At 61.1% G+C, this 17,595-nt stretch carries 16 protein-coding genes; 9 read left to right on the forward strand and 7 right to left on the reverse strand.

The features are described from left to right. Positions 1–2: 2 nt before the first annotated feature. The 5 genes from accB to gcbA form a co-directional block, all read right to left on the reverse strand. The gene (gene accB / locus JQF37_RS15930; RefSeq protein ID WP_095964766.1) at positions 3–467 is read right to left on the reverse strand and encodes an acetyl-CoA carboxylase biotin carboxyl carrier protein; all 465 of its coding nucleotides are present in this window, start codon (positions 465–467) and stop codon (positions 3–5) included. A 48-nt stretch (positions 468–515) separates the two neighbouring features. Further along, entirely contained in the window at positions 516–968 is a 453-nt protein-coding gene (aroQ, locus tag JQF37_RS15935) for a type II 3-dehydroquinate dehydratase (RefSeq protein ID WP_130206414.1), read from the reverse strand. Between the two features lie 132 nt (positions 969–1,100). Continuing rightward, positions 1,101–2,843, reverse strand: a complete 1,743-nt coding sequence (locus tag JQF37_RS15940) for a protein-disulfide reductase DsbD (protein ID WP_130206416.1) — start codon at positions 2,841–2,843, stop codon at positions 1,101–1,103. A gap of 174 nt (positions 2,844–3,017) precedes the next feature. Continuing rightward, positions 3,018–4,964, reverse strand: coding sequence for a methyl-accepting chemotaxis protein (locus JQF37_RS15945; RefSeq protein WP_130206418.1), 1,947 nt, complete (start codon positions 4,962–4,964; stop codon positions 3,018–3,020). A 50-nt stretch (positions 4,965–5,014) separates the two neighbouring features. After that, positions 5,015–6,685 (reverse strand): diguanylate cyclase GcbA, encoded by a 1,671-nt coding sequence (gene gcbA, locus JQF37_RS15950; protein ID WP_130206420.1) that lies wholly within the window; start codon positions 6,683–6,685, stop codon positions 5,015–5,017. A 517-nt stretch (positions 6,686–7,202) separates the two neighbouring features. Here gcbA and JQF37_RS15955 point away from each other — a divergent pair. The 6 genes from JQF37_RS15955 to JQF37_RS15980 all read left to right on the forward strand — a co-directional run bounded on the left by JQF37_RS15955 (position 7,203) and on the right by JQF37_RS15980 (position 13,963). Then, positions 7,203–8,270, forward strand: coding sequence for a DUF2333 family protein (locus tag JQF37_RS15955; RefSeq protein ID WP_130206422.1), 1,068 nt, complete (start codon positions 7,203–7,205; stop codon positions 8,268–8,270). A 3-nt stretch (positions 8,271–8,273) separates the two neighbouring features. Further along, positions 8,274–8,831 (forward strand): NUDIX hydrolase, encoded by a 558-nt coding sequence (locus tag JQF37_RS15960; protein ID WP_130206424.1) that lies wholly within the window; start codon positions 8,274–8,276, stop codon positions 8,829–8,831. 279 nt (positions 8,832–9,110) lie between these two features. Then, positions 9,111–9,482, forward strand: coding sequence for a translation initiation factor Sui1 (locus JQF37_RS15965; protein ID WP_103403260.1), 372 nt, complete (start codon positions 9,111–9,113; stop codon positions 9,480–9,482). Positions 9,483–9,700: 218 nt separating this feature from the next. Then, positions 9,701–11,614: an arginine decarboxylase gene (gene speA / locus JQF37_RS15970; RefSeq protein ID WP_047536999.1), complete on the forward strand. Its 1,914-nt coding sequence runs from the start codon at positions 9,701–9,703 to the stop codon at positions 11,612–11,614. A 232-nt stretch (positions 11,615–11,846) separates the two neighbouring features. Next, on the forward strand, positions 11,847–13,169 hold the full coding sequence (locus JQF37_RS15975) for a contractile injection system protein, VgrG/Pvc8 family (protein WP_130206426.1): 1,323 nt from the start codon (positions 11,847–11,849) through the stop codon (positions 13,167–13,169). Next, positions 13,166–13,963, forward strand: a complete 798-nt coding sequence (locus JQF37_RS15980) for a DUF4123 domain-containing protein (RefSeq protein WP_130206428.1) — start codon at positions 13,166–13,168, stop codon at positions 13,961–13,963. Before JQF37_RS15975 ends, JQF37_RS15980 begins: the two co-directional genes overlap by 4 nt. Here JQF37_RS15980 and JQF37_RS15985 read toward each other — a convergent pair. Both JQF37_RS15985 and JQF37_RS15990 read right to left on the reverse strand, forming a co-directional pair. Further along, entirely contained in the window at positions 13,954–15,303 is a 1,350-nt protein-coding gene (locus tag JQF37_RS15985; protein ID WP_130206430.1) for an MATE family efflux transporter, read from the reverse strand. The genes JQF37_RS15980 and JQF37_RS15985 overlap by 10 nt on opposite strands. A gap of 73 nt (positions 15,304–15,376) precedes the next feature. Further along, positions 15,377–15,670 (reverse strand): hypothetical protein, encoded by a 294-nt coding sequence (locus JQF37_RS15990; protein WP_103403256.1) that lies wholly within the window; start codon positions 15,668–15,670, stop codon positions 15,377–15,379. Between the two features lie 193 nt (positions 15,671–15,863). On the opposite strand from JQF37_RS15990, the gene JQF37_RS15995 reads away from it, so the two are divergent. From JQF37_RS15995 to JQF37_RS16005, 3 genes are read left to right on the forward strand one after another with little or no spacing between them, the layout of a single operon-like run. Then, a complete protein-coding gene (locus tag JQF37_RS15995) occupies positions 15,864–16,166 on the forward strand; it encodes a MazG-like family protein (protein WP_130206432.1) in 303 nt (100 codons plus the stop codon). Continuing rightward, the gene (locus tag JQF37_RS16000) at positions 16,166–16,915 is read left to right on the forward strand and encodes a methyltransferase domain-containing protein (RefSeq protein ID WP_130206434.1); all 750 of its coding nucleotides are present in this window, start codon (positions 16,166–16,168) and stop codon (positions 16,913–16,915) included. The genes JQF37_RS15995 and JQF37_RS16000 overlap by 1 nt, the downstream gene beginning before the upstream one ends. A gap of 12 nt (positions 16,916–16,927) precedes the next feature. Next, on the forward strand, positions 16,928–17,545 hold the full coding sequence (locus tag JQF37_RS16005; RefSeq protein ID WP_103403254.1) for a DUF4136 domain-containing protein: 618 nt from the start codon (positions 16,928–16,930) through the stop codon (positions 17,543–17,545). Positions 17,546–17,595 lie beyond the last annotated feature (50 nt).

The raw sequence follows: 17,595 nt of genomic DNA on the forward strand, positions 1-17,595 counted from the left end.
GTTCAAACGATGGTGAACAGCGGTTGGTCGTACTCAACCGGCTGGCCGTCTTCGACGAGGATGGATTCGATCACACCGCTGGTTTCAGCTTCGATGTGGTTCATCATCTTCATGGCTTCAACGATGCACAGGGTGTCGCCTTTCTTCACGGTCTGGCCGACTTCAACGAAGGACGGCGAGGTTGGCGAAGACTTGCGATAGAACGTGCCGACCATCGGCGAACGGGCAACGGTGCCGTTCAGCGCTGGTGCGGCCGCAGCAGCAGGGGCTGCAGCGGCAGCCGGAGCAGCGGCAGCGACAGGCGCGGCAGCCGGGGCATGCATTGGAGCCGGTGCGTAGTACTGCTGAGCCGGGGTCTTGCTATGACGGCTGATGCGTACGGACTCTTCGCCTTCCTTGATCTCGAGCTCGTCGATGCCGGACTCTTCCAGCAATTCGATCAGTTTCTTAACTTTACGGATATCCATGAATCATCAACTCCCAAGGGTCGGTCAGGGGCGTTTAACGCTTGTTGTTCAAGCTTTTGCCTGTTTTTCAAGCTGCTCTAGGGCGGCCTCCAGGGCCAGTCGATAACCGCTGGCGCCAAGGCCGCAGATCACTCCCACCGCTACGTCGGAGAAGTAAGAGTGATGGCGGAAAGGTTCGCGTTTGTGCACGTTAGACAAATGCACTTCGATGAATGGGATGCTCACCGCCAGCAACGCGTCACGTAATGCGACACTTGTATGCGTAAAAGCTGCTGGGTTGATCAAAATGAAGTCCACGCCTTCAGTGCGAGCGGCGTGGATGCGGTCGATCAATTCGTACTCGGCATTGCTTTGCAGGTGCAGCAAATGGTGGCCGGCTTCACGGGCCCGGCGCTCCAGGTCCTGGTTGATCTGCGCCAGCGTCGTGGCGCCGTAGGTGCCCGGTTCACGGGTGCCAAGCAAGTTCAGGTTGGGTCCGTGCAGAACCAGTAGGGTCGCCATCGGCTGTTCCTTTGTTATCCGTGTGCAGTTGTCAGAACCCGGCGACTATGCCGCAAAGCCTTTGTGACTGTCCAGTTCTCTGCAATAGGCAGCACGATGACCGATGTTTGCGCGAAATATATGACCGCTTGATTAAATCCGGTCATTCGCCCTGGCGACACGTTCGGCGAAGTCCCGTGCATTGATCTCGCCGATCACCCGTACTTCCGCACGTTCGACGCCGTCCTTGCCGAAAAACATCAGTGCCGGAGGCCCGAACAGTTTGTAGCGGTCGAGCAGGGCGCGTTGCTCGGCATTGCTGGCGGTGATGTCGAAGCGAATCAGCCGGTAGTCCTTGAGCCGTTCCACAACCGTGGAGTCGTTGAGCACTTCGTGTTCGATGACTTTGCAACTGATGCACCAGTCGGCGTACCAGTCCAGCAGGAGTGGAGTGCCCGATGCGCGGGCTTCGGCCAGTGCGCGGTCGAGATCGGCCGGGGTGCTGACGGTCTGCCATGCATTGCTGTTGGGCGCTGGCGGGTTGCCGGCAACCGTGCGCGTCTGACCGATCGGGTTGAACGGATCGGCCTGTCCGCTGAACGCGCCATACCAGCAGGCCAGCGCATAAAACAGAAGAAACAACCCGAGCAATTGCCCCAGGCGTTTTCGAGGGGGTTTGTAGACGAACTCCAGCGCGCCCATGAACAGGCCGACGCCACCGGCCAGCAAACCGATCAACAGCAAGGTGATCTGCCCCGGCATGACACGGCTGAGCAAACCGATCGCCAGCCCCAGCAGCAATACGCCAATCGCGTTTTTCACGTAGACCAGCCATGGCCCGCTTTTCGGCAACCAGGCGGCACCCCCCGTGGCCACCAACAGCAACGGTGCCCCCATGCCGAGGCCGAGCATGAACAGTTTCAGGCCGCCGCCCAAGGCATCGCCGCTGGCACTGATGTATAGCAGCGCGCCGGCCAGAGGTGCCGAGACGCAAGGTGAAACCAGCAGGCTCGAGACCACGCCCAGCACGGCGGCGCCCCACAATGAACCGCCTTCGGTGCGTCCGGCGATGCGATCGAGTCGGCTGCTGATCGCGTGTGGCAACTTGAGTTCGAACACGCCGAACATCGCCAGCGCGAACACGGCAAAAAACATCGCGAACGGCACCAGCACCCAGGCTGATTGCAGGCGTGCCTGCAAGTTGAGCTGCGCGCCGAACAATCCCATCAAGGCACCGAGCAGGGCGAAGCAGATGGCCATCGGCAGTACATAGGCCAACGACAGATTGAACCCGCGCCAGCCACCGACCTGACCGCGCAACACCACGCCGGAAAGAATCGGCAGCATGGGCAGTACGCAGGGCGTAAAGGTCAGGCCCAGTCCGGCGAGAAAGAACAACACCAGTTCGCGCCAGCCCCAGTCACGGGCTGGCGTTGCGCCGTCGCCGTTGATGCTCAGGCGTTCGGTCTCGGGTGGATAGCACAGGCCTTTGTCCGCACAGCCCTGATAGGTCACGGCCAGGGTAAAGGCGCGTTGATCGGTGCGCGGCAGTTCCACGTCGAGAATGCCGTGGTAGACCTCGACGTCGCCAAAGTACTCGTCATGCTTCTTTTGCCCGTCCGGCAGTCTTGCCGTGCCGAGGACGACATCGGCTGGATCGGCGCGGAACTGAAAGCGGTGACGGTAGAGGTAATAACCTTCGGTGGCGACGAAGCGCAGCTTGATCGATTGCGGCGTGCTTTCCACCAGACTCAGTTGGAAGGCTTCGCGCACCGGCAGGAAATCGGCGCTGTTGTTGATCGAGCCCAGCGTCGAACTGGGCCGACTCTCCAGCAGCCCGGTGGCGGTGGCCGGCAGGGCGAGCACTAAAAGCAGCAGGCAGAGCAAACGGCGCATGACAATCTCGCGTATCGGAATTGGGGGCATGATAGCGGACGGCGGACGGGTATGCAGGGCCAAGGATGGGGAGTGAGTGAACTGACGCTATCGCGAGCAGGCTCGCTCCCACAGGGGGATCTGCGGCGTACACAAATCAAATGTGGGAGCGAGCCAGCTCGCGATGGCAATCTGTCAGACGCGGAACGCCTGAACGGCCGTATGCAGTTGCCCGCCCAACACCAGCAGGTTTTCCCCTTGCTCTCGCCCTTCGCCAATGCGCAGCAAGTTATCCCCACCCAGTTGGTGAATCCGCTCGCTGTGATCGCGGATCTCGCTGACAGCGCCACTCTGCTGGGCGGTGACATCGGCAATGCGCACGGCTGTCTCGGAAATGGTCTGGATCGCTCCGACGATTTTATCCAGTGCACCGTCGGCCGCCTGGGCCTGATTGGCGGTGGCTTCGGCGTGTTCGACCTGGGCGCGCATGCCTTCGACCGATTGCCGCGCGGCCGTTTGCAGGCCGGCGATCAGGGTCTGGATTTCTCCCGTGGCGCCGGCGGTGCGTTGTGCCAGGGAGCGCACTTCTTCCGCCACCACGGCAAAACCGCGCCCCATTTCCCCGGCGCGTGCGGCTTCGATGGCCGCGTTCAGGGCCAACAGGTTGGTCTGGTCGGCAATCGAGCGGATCACCGTCAACACACCGCCGATGGTGGCCGATTCCTCGGCCAGGTGTTCGATCATCTGCGCATTGCCTTGCACTTCACCCACCAGCGCATGCAGGCCGGTGAGGCTCAGGCCGATGACTTGCTGCCCGTGCGCGACGGCCTGGCCCGCGTGGCGGCTGGCATCGGCAGCCTGACTGGCATCGCCGGCCACTTGTTGAATGGTCGCTTCCAGTTCGCTGAGCGAATCACGGATCATGGCCGTGTCACCGGCCTGATGTTCGGCGCCGCTGTGCAGGTCGTTGCTCAAATCTGCCAGGGTTCGGCTGCTGCCGGCGACCTGCTCGGCGTTGAGGCGAATGGTGCCCACCAGGTCCACCAGATAGGCGCGCAGGCGATTGAGCGAGGCTTCGATGTCTTGCAGTTCGCGGTTGGTTTTGCCCAATTGAATGTCGCGACTGAAATCGCCTTCGGCCCAGGTGGACAGGGCCGGAGCGAGGTTGGTCAGGGTTCGGGCCAGCTTGCGTTGCAGGGTGTCGATGAGCAGGGCGATCAGCAAAATCAGGCCGATCATCACGCCTTGCATCAATCGCACTTCGCTCTGGATCTGTCCGTGTTGGGCGCGTACCACGGGCTCAAGACCGGCGATCACTTGCTGCACGGCGGTGATTTTCAGGTGGGTCGCGGCACTGAGGTCGGCGCGTTTCTGGATCTGCTCGCGGGTACGCGCCAGTTCCGCCGGGTAGCGGGTGAGGAGGCTGTTCAGTTCTCGCTTGAGGCCGACGCCGGCATCTTCCGCAACGGCTTTTTCAGTGTTTTCCAGCCCCATCATGGCGGCGAAATCATCCGTATTCGATTCAGCGCTGACGGCCACGCCCAGCAGTGGCAGGGTATCCAGCTGCTCAGCCTGGGCACGGATGTTGGCGACTTCGCGCTCGACATCGGCAGCCAGTTCGCTGCGGCCGCTGCTGACCAGTTTGTCCCGGGCCAGGGAAAGTTTGCCCAGGTGCTGGGCGGCGGCGAGCAATGGTGTCAGGTACGCCGCGTTGCCGCTGGCGTACTGGCTGAGTTGGTCAAGGCTGGCGCCGAGTTCCCGTTCGGCTTGCAGCAACAGGGCTTGCGGGTCTCCCGCGAGTTTGCCGGCGGCCAGCAGGTCGGTTTTGCTGAATTCGTCCAGGGTCGACAGGCTGGGGCGCAAGGTTTCGGCCAGGGCCGGCGGCAATTCGCCGAGCTCTTTTTGCAGGCCGTCGATGGCCTGGCTGGCGCTGCTCAAGCGCAGGGCATCGCCGCTGGCGAGATAGTCTTCGACGTTGCGCGCGACTTCATTTTGAAACCGCTGGGACAGGCCGAGGTATCGCTCCATCAACAGATAGGGGCGTTCGAGGGCCTTTTGCGACCACCAGAGTGTCGCGCCAAGGGCGACGCAGACGGCGACTAAAAGAAGGGTATTGAGATTGGTCAGCAGCTTCAGGCGCATCGTGTCTACCAACGGCAGAGTGGTAAGCGCCTGAATTTATTGCGTTTCTGTTACAGGGTTATGACGGATGGAGTGATTTGCGATGAAAAAGTGGCACTTTGCTTTGACGTCCTGGCCGCCTGTACGCGATTGCGCCCGGCGTCTTTGGCCCGATAGAGCGCCTCGTCCGCCTGGCTGGCCATCAACAGGCTGTCCGAGTGTTCGCACAACTCGACCACCCCGGCACTGAAGGTGCACCAAAGATCGTGGGGTTGAGCGGGGTAATGAATTTCGGCAAACCGCTGACGTATTTCATCGAGGACCCGGTAGGCCGCCTCAAGGTCTGTGTCGGGCATGACGATGGCGAACTCTTCGCCGCCGTAACGGCCGATAAAGTCGGTCTTGCGCAGTCGTTGCTTGAGGAATAGAGCCAGGCTCTTGATCACGCGGTCGCCCATGGGGTGGCCGTGGCTGTCATTGACCCGTTTGAAGTGGTCGATGTCGAGCATCGCAAAGCTCAGCGGCTTGTTCTCGCGACGGGCGCGGAACGAGCAGTCTTCGAGCAATTGCAGAATGTGGGTGTGGTTGTACAACCCGGTGAGGCTGTCGCGGACCATCCGTGCCTTGAGGTTGCGTGCCCGTGCCGCGCGGTTGCGCACGGTGGTGATCAGGTGCCGAGGCTTGATCGGCTTGGTCAGGAAGTCGTCGCCGCCTTCGCTCATGGCGTCGAGTTGCTTGTCCAGATCATCTTCGGCCGACAGGTAAATGATCGGCACGCTGACGTAACGGTCGTTGTGGCGAATGACCTTGGCCAGTTCCGTACCGGTGCACGCCGGCATGTACATGTCGAGGATGATCAGGTCCGGTTGAAAGTCAGCCAGCTCGGCCATGGCCTGGATCGGCTCGATCAAGGTCCGGGTGACGATCCCTGCGCTATTAAGGAGGCGTTCGGTGTGCAGGGCCTGGGCGCGGGAGTCGTCGATGATCAGCACTTTATAAGGTTCGTACTGGGCGACGCAGGTCAGGACTTCGATTTTCTCCAGCAGGCTCGAGGCTTCGAGGGTGCCGGTGAGAAACTCCTGACCACCGGCCCGCACGGCGGCCAGGCGGGTCGGGGTGTCGGTTTCGTGCAGGCTGAAGAACAACAACGGTAAACGTTGATCGAGGCCTGCCTGGGCTTCGGCGGCCAGTTGCAGGCCGATGCCGGGGCCGCTGAAATCCACGTCCATGACGATCGCCGCCGGCAGGCGCTCGACCATCGAGGAACGAAACGCCGCCACGCTGTCCAGGGACTGGGCGCTGAGGCCAAAGAACTCAAGTTGTTTGGCCAGGCGTTCGCCACGGTCATGGTCCTGCAGCATCACGTAGATCGGCTTGCGCAGGGGTGGCAGGAAGGTTTGGTCGAGCTGATCGCCATGACGCAGGCCGGTGCGCGACAGGCGCTGCATCAAGCGATTGAGGTCGGTGATCAGGCCGCTGCTCAGTCGTCCGCGATTGGCGTCGACAGCTTCCAGCGACTGGCTGATATGGCGTGCCAGTTGCGTGTGTTCCGGTTGCTCGAAACGTTCGGCGAAGCGCAGCAGGCGCAGATTGGCCTCGCTCAGTTCCGACAGATCATTGGTCGACCACTCGCTGCGCTGCAGGCGCTGCCATATCTCAAGAATCTGACGTGCTTGATGAATTACCCGCTGGGCAAAGTGATGCTTGAGGCGCTCGCGGCTGGGGTCTTCTGGCTCGGTCATATCCTGACTACTAGTTAGGGTGCACGCTGAGGGTCGACTGGTGGCTCTATGCTAGCACCTCTTTTCGATTGCATGAGTGTTGTCAGTTAATAATCTGTAAAGCGCCTTCATTCAGTTTGTGACTGAGCGGTCTTTAATTGGATGGTTGTTCTTTGGAGGGCCTTTTAGATCGGGGGCTTTCAGGGTTTTTCTGGTTTGGCAGGGTGCCGATTCTGGTGGTTTTCCAGCCTTGCCCGGCAACGGTTCGCGGCGTTTTGACGGGATGGATTGGCGACGATTTTCGTTTTTTTGGGGGTAGGGGAATCCCCTATAGGCTTTCTGTCAGACCCTGAGCCGTCGTCGCAAAAAACAACCGATCAATACCGGCACTGACAGTCAGCAGCCGGCAACCCCGGGTTTTTTTGCGAACGAGGCGACTAATTTTCAGCATCAACCCAACGGCGGGTGCCGGGCCAAGGCACGTTGTTGTATGGTTGTGGTCGAACCGATGAACCCAAGTGATTGAAAGGATATCGCCATGCTGGACTGGAAGAACCGCGCCGGTAGCGCGCCTGAACGTGCCGCTGAACCGAAGTCGGCTACCCGCAGTTATCTGGGCGGCCTGTTGTTCAGTCGGGCGCTGCTCACACTGCTCGTGATCTACCTGGTGGTCACGAGCATTCTGGGCTGGTACTGGAGCCAGGAGCCATCGCTGTTTCCGGTGCAGCAAAATGCCCAAATGGCGGCCGAGAAAGAAGGCAAGCAGATGGTGGTCGGCTATACCACGGTCGAAACCCTCAAGACTGTGGCCGGTACATTGCTGAGCAAGCCAGGCGGCTACATTTCCAACGACCGTTTCCCGCCGGGCCTGTGGATGGACAACATGCCGAGCTGGGAATATGGCGTGCTGGTCCAGGTGCGTGATCTGAGTCGTGCGATGCGCAAGGACTTCGCCCGTTCGCAATCGCAGTCCACTGAAGACGCCGATCTGGCCAAGGCCGAGCCGCGTTTCAACTTCGACAATAAAAGCTGGGTGTTGCCGTCCAGTGAGTCCGAGTATCAGGAAGGCATCAATTCCCTGAGTCGCTATCAGGCGCGCCTGTCGGATCCGAACCAGAAGACGGCCCTGTTCTATGCCCGTGCCGACAACCTGAACAACTGGCTGGGTGACGTCGGGACTCGCCTGGGGTCGCTGTCGCAACGCCTGTCGGCCAGTGTCGGCCGAGTCAAGCTCAACACGGCGTTGAAAACCGAAGTCGTGGCACCGGGTGTGGCGCCGCAGGTTGACGAAGAAATCGTCGAAACCCCGTGGATGCAGATCGACAACGTGTTCTATGAGGCACGCGGTCAGGCCTGGGCCCTGTCGCACTTGCTGCGCGCTATCGAGGTCGATTTCGCCGATGTGCTGGCGAAGAAGAACGCCACGGTCAGCGTGCGCCAGATCATCCGTGAACTGGAAGCTTCGCAGGAACCGGTATGGAGCCCGATGATCCTCAATGGCAGCGGCTTCGGCGTGCTGGCCAACCACTCGCTGGTCATGGCCAACTACATCTCCCGCGCCAATGCGGCGGTGATCGATTTGCGTCAACTGCTGAATCAGGGCTGAGTCATGGTCGATAGTGCCAAAGAGGCTGCCCACCGGGCGGCTTCGGATGCTGAACAGATCGCCTGGGTCGACGAGCAGGACAACCCGCTCGGAGCCCTGGTGCGTGCCGATCTGCGCGAGCGCGGGCTGATCGGACGGGGCACCTACATCATGCTGTTCAATTCCGTCGGTGAGCTTTGCGTGCACCGTCGAACCCTGAGCAAAGCGATTTATCCCGGATATTGGGACGTGGCGGCGGGCGGCATGGTGCTGGCCGACGAAACCTATGCCGAGTCGGCGGCCCGCGAGCTGGAAGAAGAGCTTGGCGTGAGCGGTGTGGAATTGACCGCCCATGACCATTTTTTCTTCGAAGACACCGGCAACCGGCTCTGGTGTTCAGCGTTTTCGGCGGTGTGGGACGGTCCGTTGGTCCTGCAACCGGAGGAGGTGCTTGAAGCGCGTTTTCTGCCCATCGACGAAGTGCTTCGGGAAATCGACGAAAAGCCTTATTGCCCGGACTCATTGGCCGCGCTGAAACGCTATCTCAGGGCCCGCGGCGGCGACGTCGCAAAAGAGCTGTAAATTGGCGCCGATTGGCTCTTAGCAATCGGCGTTTTTGCCGTTACACTGCGCGACCTTTTGTAGGAGCGAGCCTGCTCGCGAAAAACGCAAGGACGACGCGTGCTGCCGAGTGCCGCGCGTTATCGTTGATGTCCATCGCTGCGATGCGGCGACCCGACAAGCCAGCTCCTGCAGTGATGTACTGTTTCACTAGCGCTGCCCCTGCCTGAGTGGGGTTTCGCGGTCGATAGCCTTTCCCAAGTGCTGCGACCAGTCTTTGTCCTCCCAAGAGGATTGCCGGTGGCCAAAAAAGCCGCATCCTTCGCCGCCCTCGGTGGCCTGGTATTTTCCACCGACGCAGGTCGTCATTGCCCGGATTGCAGTAAACCGGTGGACGCCTGTATCTGCAAACAGACCGTTATTCCGGCCGGCGACGGCATCGCTCGCGTGCGTCGCGAAAGCAAGGGCCGTGGCGGCAAGACGGTGACGACCATCACCGGCGTGCCGCTGGCTGAAGACGCGCTCAAGGAGCTGGCCACGACGTTGAAAAAACGTTGCGGCACCGGTGGGGCGTTGAAAGACGGGATCATTGAAATCCAGGGCGACCATGTCGAGCTACTCTTGGCCGAGTTGACCAAACACGGTTTCAAAGCGAAGAAATCCGGCGGCTAGCAGCCTCTGTGAAAACCACCCGTGGCTTGACCCGGTCCTGATGAACGTCAGGTCTGGCGTCGTCATCATGGTTTTCACAGAGCCTGTTCATGACCGGTTTCTAAACTCACTGCCGTCGACGGGGTCTACCCCTCGTTGACGAACCGTCATTTTCATTCTTTAGACTGCGCCGGCCTGAATCCAGGCGACGCACTATGACTTCTTTATAGGGGACTTCGATGTCCGTACGACGCACACGCAAAGACGATGGCAGCCAATGGACAGTTGCGGACAGCCGCAGTGTTTACGGGATTCGCCATTGGGGGGCCGGGTATTTCGCGATCAACGACGCCGGTCGCGTCGAAGTTCGTCCGAACGGCCCGAGCAGCGCGCCGATCGACCTGTTCGAGCAAGTCGACCAGTTGCGTAAAAGCGGCTTGTCCTTGCCGCTGCTGGTCCGTTTCCCGGACATTCTGCAAGACCGCGTGCGTCAGTTGACCGGTGCGTTCGACGCCAACATCGAACGCCTGGAATACCAAAGCAAATACACCGCGTTGTACCCGATCAAGGTCAACCAGCAGGAAGCGGTGATCGAAAACATCATCGCTACCCAGAACGTCTCCATCGGCCTGGAAGCCGGCTCCAAGCCTGAACTGCTGGCGGTACTGGCACTGGCGCCGAAGGGCGGCACCATTGTCTGCAACGGTTACAAGGACCGTGAGTTCATCCGTCTGGCGCTGATGGGCCAGAAGCTCGGCCACAACGTGTTCATCGTGATCGAGAAAGAGTCCGAAGTCGGCCTGGTGATCGAAGAAGCGGCGTCGCTCAAGGTCAAGCCCCAGGTCGGTCTGCGCGTGCGTCTGTCCTCCCTGGCGTCGAGCAAGTGGGCGGACACCGGTGGCGAAAAATCCAAGTTTGGTCTGTCGGCGGCGCAATTGCTGTCGGTGGTCGAGCGTTTCCGTGCTGCCGGACTGGATCAAGGCATTCGCCTGCTGCACTTCCATATGGGGTCGCAGATCGCCAACCTGGCGGACTACCAACACGGTTTCAAGGAAGCGATTCGCTACTACGGCGAACTGCGCAACCTCGGCCTGCCGGTGGATCACATCGACGTCGGCGGTGGCCTGGGCGTCGACTACGACGGTACGCACTCGCGTAACGCCAGCTCGATCAACTACGACATGGACGATTACGCGGGTGTCGTGGTCGGCATGCTCAAAGAGTTCTGCGACGCGCAGAGCCTGCCGCACCCGAACATTTTCTCCGAGAGCGGCCGTTCCCTGACGGCGCACCACGCCATGCTGGTGGTGCAGGTCACCGACGTCGAGAAACACAACGACGACGTGCCGCAGATCGAGAATAAGGAAGCGCTGCCGGAAACCGTGCAGTGGCTGGTGGACCTGCTGGGTCCGACCGACATCGAGATGGTCACCGAGACCTACTGGCGCGCCACGCACTACATGAGCGATGTGGCCTCGCAGTACGCCGACGGCAAGCTGACCCTGGCGGAAAAAGCCCTGGCCGAGCAATGCTACTTCGCCGTGTGCCGTCGCCTGCACAACTCGTTGAAGGCGCGCCAGCGCTCCCACCGCCAGGTGCTCGACGAACTCAATGACAAGCTGGCCGACAAGTACATCTGCAACTTCTCGGTATTCCAGAGCCTGCCGGACACCTGGGCCATCGGCCAGGTTTTGCCGATCCTGCCGCTGCACCGCCTCGACGAGGAGCCGCTGCGTCGCGCCGTGCTGCAGGACCTGACCTGTGACTCGGACGGAAAGATCAAGCAGTACGTCGACGAACAGAGCATCGAAACCAGTCTGCCGGTGCACGCGCTGAAGGACGGTGAAGACTACCTGCTGGGCATCTTCCTGGTTGGCGCCTATCAGGAAATTCTCGGCGACATGCACAACCTGTTCGGTGACACCGACTCGGTGAACATCTATCAGAACGCCGACGGCAGTGTGTATCACGCGGGTATCGAAACCCACGATACCATCGAAGACATGCTGCGTTACGTGCACCTGTCGCCAGAAGAACTGATGACCCACTACCGCGACAAGTGCGCCAGTGCCCGCATCAGTGCCAGCGAGCGCACCCAGTTCCTCGATGCCCTGCGTCTGGGCCTGACCCGTTCGTCTTACCTGTCTTCTTGAGGTAAGCCCCGCTCTCATCAGGTTGTCTGAAAATTTACCGTACGCTGCGGAAATTTCAGATGACCTGGTGCGACACCTCTCTTTCTCTAAGCGAAACGACCTACGTCCTCGGCCATCCAGGCCATTTAGTCCTCTTTTCGCGTAGGTCATTTCCTAAGTTGTACTTCGCCTCTCTACTCGGCCATGTCTCTCGGCGAGAATCCCCGGCCGCCCCTCCTGTAGAGAATCGCCGATGTTCGATCCAGTCAACGAACCCGCATTTCGTCTGGACGTAGCTGGTCTGTCCGACACCTTCGAGGTCCTGGCCTTTACCGGTAGAGAATCCATCAGCGAGCCATTCGTCTTTGACCTGGAGTTGCTGATCGATGACCTGAGCCTTGACCTCTCCAGCCTGATGTACCGTTCGGCCTCTCTGCACTTCGGGCCAGCGGGAAACCGAGTGCATGGACAGCTGCATGAACTGGTCCAGCGCGACCATGGGCCGCTGGCCAGGCTCTGCCATGTTCGCCTCGGCCCACGGTTGGCTTGCCTTTCCCAGCGTTTCAGCCAACGCATCTTCAGCGCCCGCTCGGTGCCGCAAATCCTCGATCAGGTGCTCAAGGAGCACGGCATCGTCGGTCCGAACCGGCGCTTCGAACTGGACGCTGATTACCCGCCTCGTGATTTCTGTACGCAGTACCGGGAATCGGATCTGCAATTCGTCCAGCGCCTGTGTGCCCAGGAACGGCTGCACTACCACTTCGAACATCGGCCGCGAGGACACTGCGTGGTGTTTTCCGATGGTCAGGGGTGTTTTTCTCGTGGCGAAAGGGCGCTGTTCAACAGCGATGGCGAACAACCGGCGGTGCGTCGTTTTGAGGTTCGACAATGCGCGCAGAGTGAGGTACAGCGTGCGCAATGTCACACGGACCTGCCGACACTGCGCAGCGGGCAGATGATGCCGCTCGCCGAACATCCGGTGACCGAGTGGAATCGATCGTGGTTGCTCACCCATGTCGAGCATCAGGGCAGTCAGGACCTGGACGCTCCCTACAGCAACCAGGTGCGTGCGATGCGTTGGGAGGCGTCGTTCGAGTCGCCTCATTCTGCACGCAAACCGGTCATGCACAGCCTGCAACGGGCCTGGATTGTTGAGGTCGATGAGCCCCGGCCCGATCCGTCCAGGCCCGTGGCGGTGCAATTTGACTGGCTTTATCAAGGCGAGGGGGCAGCCCCCAGTCACTGTTGGCTGCCGATATCACCGGAGCTGGAAGCGGCAAACGTCGCTCGCTTGAGTGAAGGCACGGAAGTGGTGGTGAGTTTCATCGAAGGCGATCCGGATCAACCATTGATTATCGGCGTGCTTCACCCGACGCAGATGCCCGAAGCGGTCGAGACACCCGGTTCGTTCTCCATCGACGACGATCCGCCCGAAGGTATTCAGGGCTGGCTGTGCTCTGGAGAGCCCTTGTTGTTGCTGTGCCTGCTTCCGGGGGGCGGCAGTTTCAATCATTGTGAACAGGCTTTTTGTACCTGTCGGGCGGCGTTGCGGCTTGGCCAGAGTGGTGCGGCATGATCGCCGTCGAGATGCCTGAATCGACCCCGCTCTGGTTTTTGCTGGATACACCGGGTGTGCCACAAGCGGGGGCCGCCCTGCCGCAACGGTTTGCGCATGCGCGGTGGTTCTGGCTGTTCGAAGGCACGGAGTGGCATGCGCTGCGTGAGCAAGGCCCGGCCCTGATCGATCTGCGGAGCTGCCCGATTCTGGCCCGGGCTTGCCAGCGCGATGCGCGGTACTGGCGTGGCCTGCTGTTGATCAGCGAGACATCGGCATCGGCCTTGCTGGCGCACTTGCGGCGCATGCTCACGGTCGGTTTCGGCGCGCATCACCGCGCCTTGCTGAGTTACTACAACCCTTGCACCGCCAGTTACTTCTTCGATGCCTGCGACGCCGGGGAGCTGAGTCGCTGGCTGGGGCCGATCAGCCAGTTGCGCTGGTTCGGTGGCACCTGGGCGGACCGGGCCAACGGCAGCCAGGGCTGGCAACGGCTGCTCAATCCGGGGCTTGCCGTCAGCCCGCTGGCGATCGAAGAAGCACTCAGTCCCCATCAGAAGGCAAGGCTGCAAACCTGCCTGCTGGAGCACCACACCTGGCAATGGTTCAAATCCACCGGCACCGATTACCGCACGCTGTGGTCCCATCTCCAGGAAGGGCTGACATTGGGGTTCAGCGAGCGAACGGTGCTCGATGGCTGGTTATGGCTACGCTTGCAGCACCCGGAGGCCGTGCCCGACCTGCCGTTGCCGGGCGCCACTCAGAAAGAGCGCCTCGATTTCCTGCGCAACCGTTGGCAGAACCCTCAACCCTGAATCTGCACGAACCAGCCATCGTTGCGCCGCAGACGCCAGGCAATCGCGCCCAGGGTCAGGCTGCGCAACACCATGAACAACAGGAAGGTTATCCACAGGCCATGGTTGCCGAAACCTCGCAACGCCCAACCGAACGGCACCAGCAACGCCACTGTCAGCAGCATGCCGTTGCGCATTTCCCGGGCGCGGGTCGCGCCGATGAACAGCCCGTCGAGCAGGTAGCTCCAGACCGCGATCAACGGCAGCGCTGCGAGATAAGGCAGATAGATGAACGCGGTGTCGCGCACGCTTTGAATATCGGTCTGCATCTCGATGAACAGATGCCCGGCAAACAGGAACAACGCGGCAAAACCGAGACTCGCCAGCAGCGACCAGCCGCAGGCGACCACCAATGAGCGGCGCAGGGCCTCGCGGTCACGAGCCCCGATGGCATGGCCGCAGAGGGCTTCGACGGCGTGGGCCAGACCATCCAGTGCATGGGCGGTCAGCAGCAGGCCGTTGAGCAACAGGGCGTTGGCGGCGACGGTGGCATCCCCCAGTCGTGCACCTTGCACCGTGATCAGAAAAAACACCGATTGCAGGGCCAGGCTGCGGATGAAGATGTCGCGATTGACCGCCAGCAGAGGCCGCCAGCTCTGCCACAGCGCCAGTGCGGCCCAGGCGATGTGGCCAGGATAGGCGCGCAGGGCCTGGCGGGTCATCAGCAGGCCGATCAGGGCGCCGGTCCACTCGGCGATGACTGATGCGCGGGCGGCACCGACCACGCCCCATTCCAGGCCGAGGACAAACCAGAGATTCAGCGCAATGTTGACCAGGTTGGTGCTCAGCAGAATCACCAACGGTGCGCGGGCGTTCTGCGTGCCGAGGAACCAGCCGACCAGTGCATAACTGGCCAGCGCCGCTGGCAGGCCGAACAGCCGCGTGTGGAAAAACTCGCGGGTCATTTGGTCCAGTTCCGCCGACGGCTGCATGAAATGCAGGGCGACGCCACTCAACGGCACGCCCAGCGCACCCAACACCACGGCCAGTCCCATGGCCAACAGCAACCCTTGCAATAAAATCTGTCGCAGAGCCGCGCCATCGCCACGCCCGGCCGCCTGGGCCGCGAATCCGGTGGAGCCCATGCGCAGAAATCCCATGGCCCAGGCGAGAAAGGTGTACAGGCTGGCCCCGACCGCCACGGCACCGAGCTGATGGGCGTGGGGCAGGTGGCCGATGACGGTGCTGTCGACCAGCGCCACCAGGGGGACGGAAATGTTCGAGAGGATCATCGGCGCAGCCAGCGCCCAGACCCGGCGATGGGTCGGGCGGTCGCGCCAGTCGGCAATCAGGTTGGACATGCAGGCTCCTTGAGGAGCGGGCATTGTAGCGACACATTTTGGATTGCCGCGATCCATTGTAGGAGCGAGGGTGTTAGTGAACCACCCAGCTCAACAACCAGAGCCCCAGCATCAACCAGATGATCCCCATGATGAACGAGGCGTTCATGAAGGCGCGGATCGCCGACCACAACACCACCAATCCCAGGATCAGCGTGGCGATGCTGATGATCGACGTGTCCATGCCCAGGGCGCGGGACAAGCCTTCGACAAAATTGCTGCTGGCGCGGCTCATCATCTGGAACAGGCCGCTGAGGCCATCAACGATGAAACGGATGACGGAACCGAGGGCCTGGCCGAGCCATTCGAAAAAACCTTCTACCTGCATGGAATGAGCGTCCTGATAATGAAAGGCGGGGTTGCCGGACTTGAGCCTTGGGCTGTCGATTGCGGCGCCGAGTTCCCCACAAGCATAGAGGGTTGTCTTGCGGCTGTGGGAACGACCCCGTGACCACGACTCACCTCTGCCGCTTGCCTTCATCCGCCATCCCCCCGAAGCTATACGCCTTCAGGAGAACCCGATGAACCTTGTTGAACTGACCGAACGCCTGCACGCCATCCGTGACCGCAATGACTGGCGGCCATTTCACAGCCCGAAAAACCTGGCCATGGCCGCGAGCGTCGAAATGTCCGAGCTGGTGGAGATTTTCCAGTGGCTGACCGAAGACCAGTCACGCCAGTTGCCGGCGGACAAATTGGCCCACGCCGGGCAGGAAGTTGGCGATATCGTCCTCTATCTATTGCTGTTGTGCAGCGAGTTGGGTCTGGACATGAATGAAGTGGTGCGCAGCAAACTGGCGGACAGCGAACGGAGATTCAGCTGATGAGCGACCGTCATTTCGACCAGTTGGCGACCCGCTTCGCCGAGAAAATCTACGGCGGCGCCAAAGGTGCGATCCGGCTTGCAGTGCTGCAGGCGGATCTGGCCGAAACCTTGCCGGATCGCCCGCTGCGCGTACTGGACATCGGTGCCGGCCTTGGCCACATGTCGCTGTGGCTGGCACAACGCGGCCATCAGGTGACGCTGGCCGAGCCCGCCGAGCCCATGCTCGAAGGCGCCCGCCAGCGCTTCGCCGAGGCCGGGCAAGCGGCAACGTTCATTCAGGCGCCCTGGCAGGATCTGCTCGGCCAACTCAATGAACCTTACGATCTGGTGCTTTGTCATGCGGTGCTGGAATGGCTGGCCGAACCCCACGCGATCCTGCCGGTGCTGCATCAACTGACCAGGGCAGACGGCTGGCTATCCCTGGCCTTTTATAACCGTGATGCGCTGATCTACCGCAACTTGCTCAAGGGCCATTTCCGCAAGATGCGCAAGAACGACATGGCCGGAGAGAAGCAAAGCCTGACCCCGCAACAGCCCCTTGATCCACGGGAGTTGGCGGCGCAACTTGAAGGTCTGTGGCAAGTCGAAACCCAGAGTGGCGTTCGGGTTTTTCACGATTACATGCCGGTGGAATTCCAGGCCCGCGCCGAGCTGGTGGACTTGCTGGAAATGGAATTGGCCCATCGTCGTCACCCAAGCTTTGCCGGGCTTGGGCGTTATTTGCACTGGATTTGTCGGCCGGTCTGATCGGAGTATGAAATGAGCAGTCGTTCAGGGTTGTTAGTTCTGTGTCTGGGGTTGGCGGCTTGTCAGGGCAGCAACCCGTATGTGGCAACCTCCAACCCTTTGCCACCGGCGCCGCCTCAGGCAGCCAACACCTTCGATCGCAGCGCTTACCCGGCTGCGCCACGTGATTACGGTCGCTACCGCAGTTGGGCCTGGCTCAATGGGCAACTGCCGCCGGGCAGCGCATGGGCCGACTCGGCGCAGGTCGCCGAAGCGGTCAGCAATGCCCTCGATCAGCGCGGTTTGCGCCCGCTGCATGACAATCGCCCGGCGGACCTGTTTGTCAGCGCCAACCTGCGCCTGGAAACCCGCCTGCGCCAGGTCCAGGACGACTATGGCTATTACGGCGGCGGCTACTACGGCGGTCACGGTGGTTATGGCAACGGCGTTGGCATGTACAACACGGTGCCGATCGTCCGCACTTATCAGGAACAGGTCGTGGTGGTTCAGGTGGATATGTTCGACGCACAAAGCGGTCAGCCGGTCTGGAGCTCCAGCGCCGAAACCCTGCGCAAGGGCACGCAGATGGAGCAGGCCGATGCGATTCGGGAGGCTGTGGAAAAGGCAATGTCGGCGTATCCTCCGAGTTAGCTTCTGTCGTTATGGAGCGTTTCGCAGGTTCATGCCTTCTACCGGAGAAT

The organism is Pseudomonas sp. MIL9 (genome assembly GCF_016887925.1).
Lineage (GTDB): Bacteria > Pseudomonadota > Gammaproteobacteria > Pseudomonadales > Pseudomonadaceae > Aquipseudomonas > Aquipseudomonas mohnii.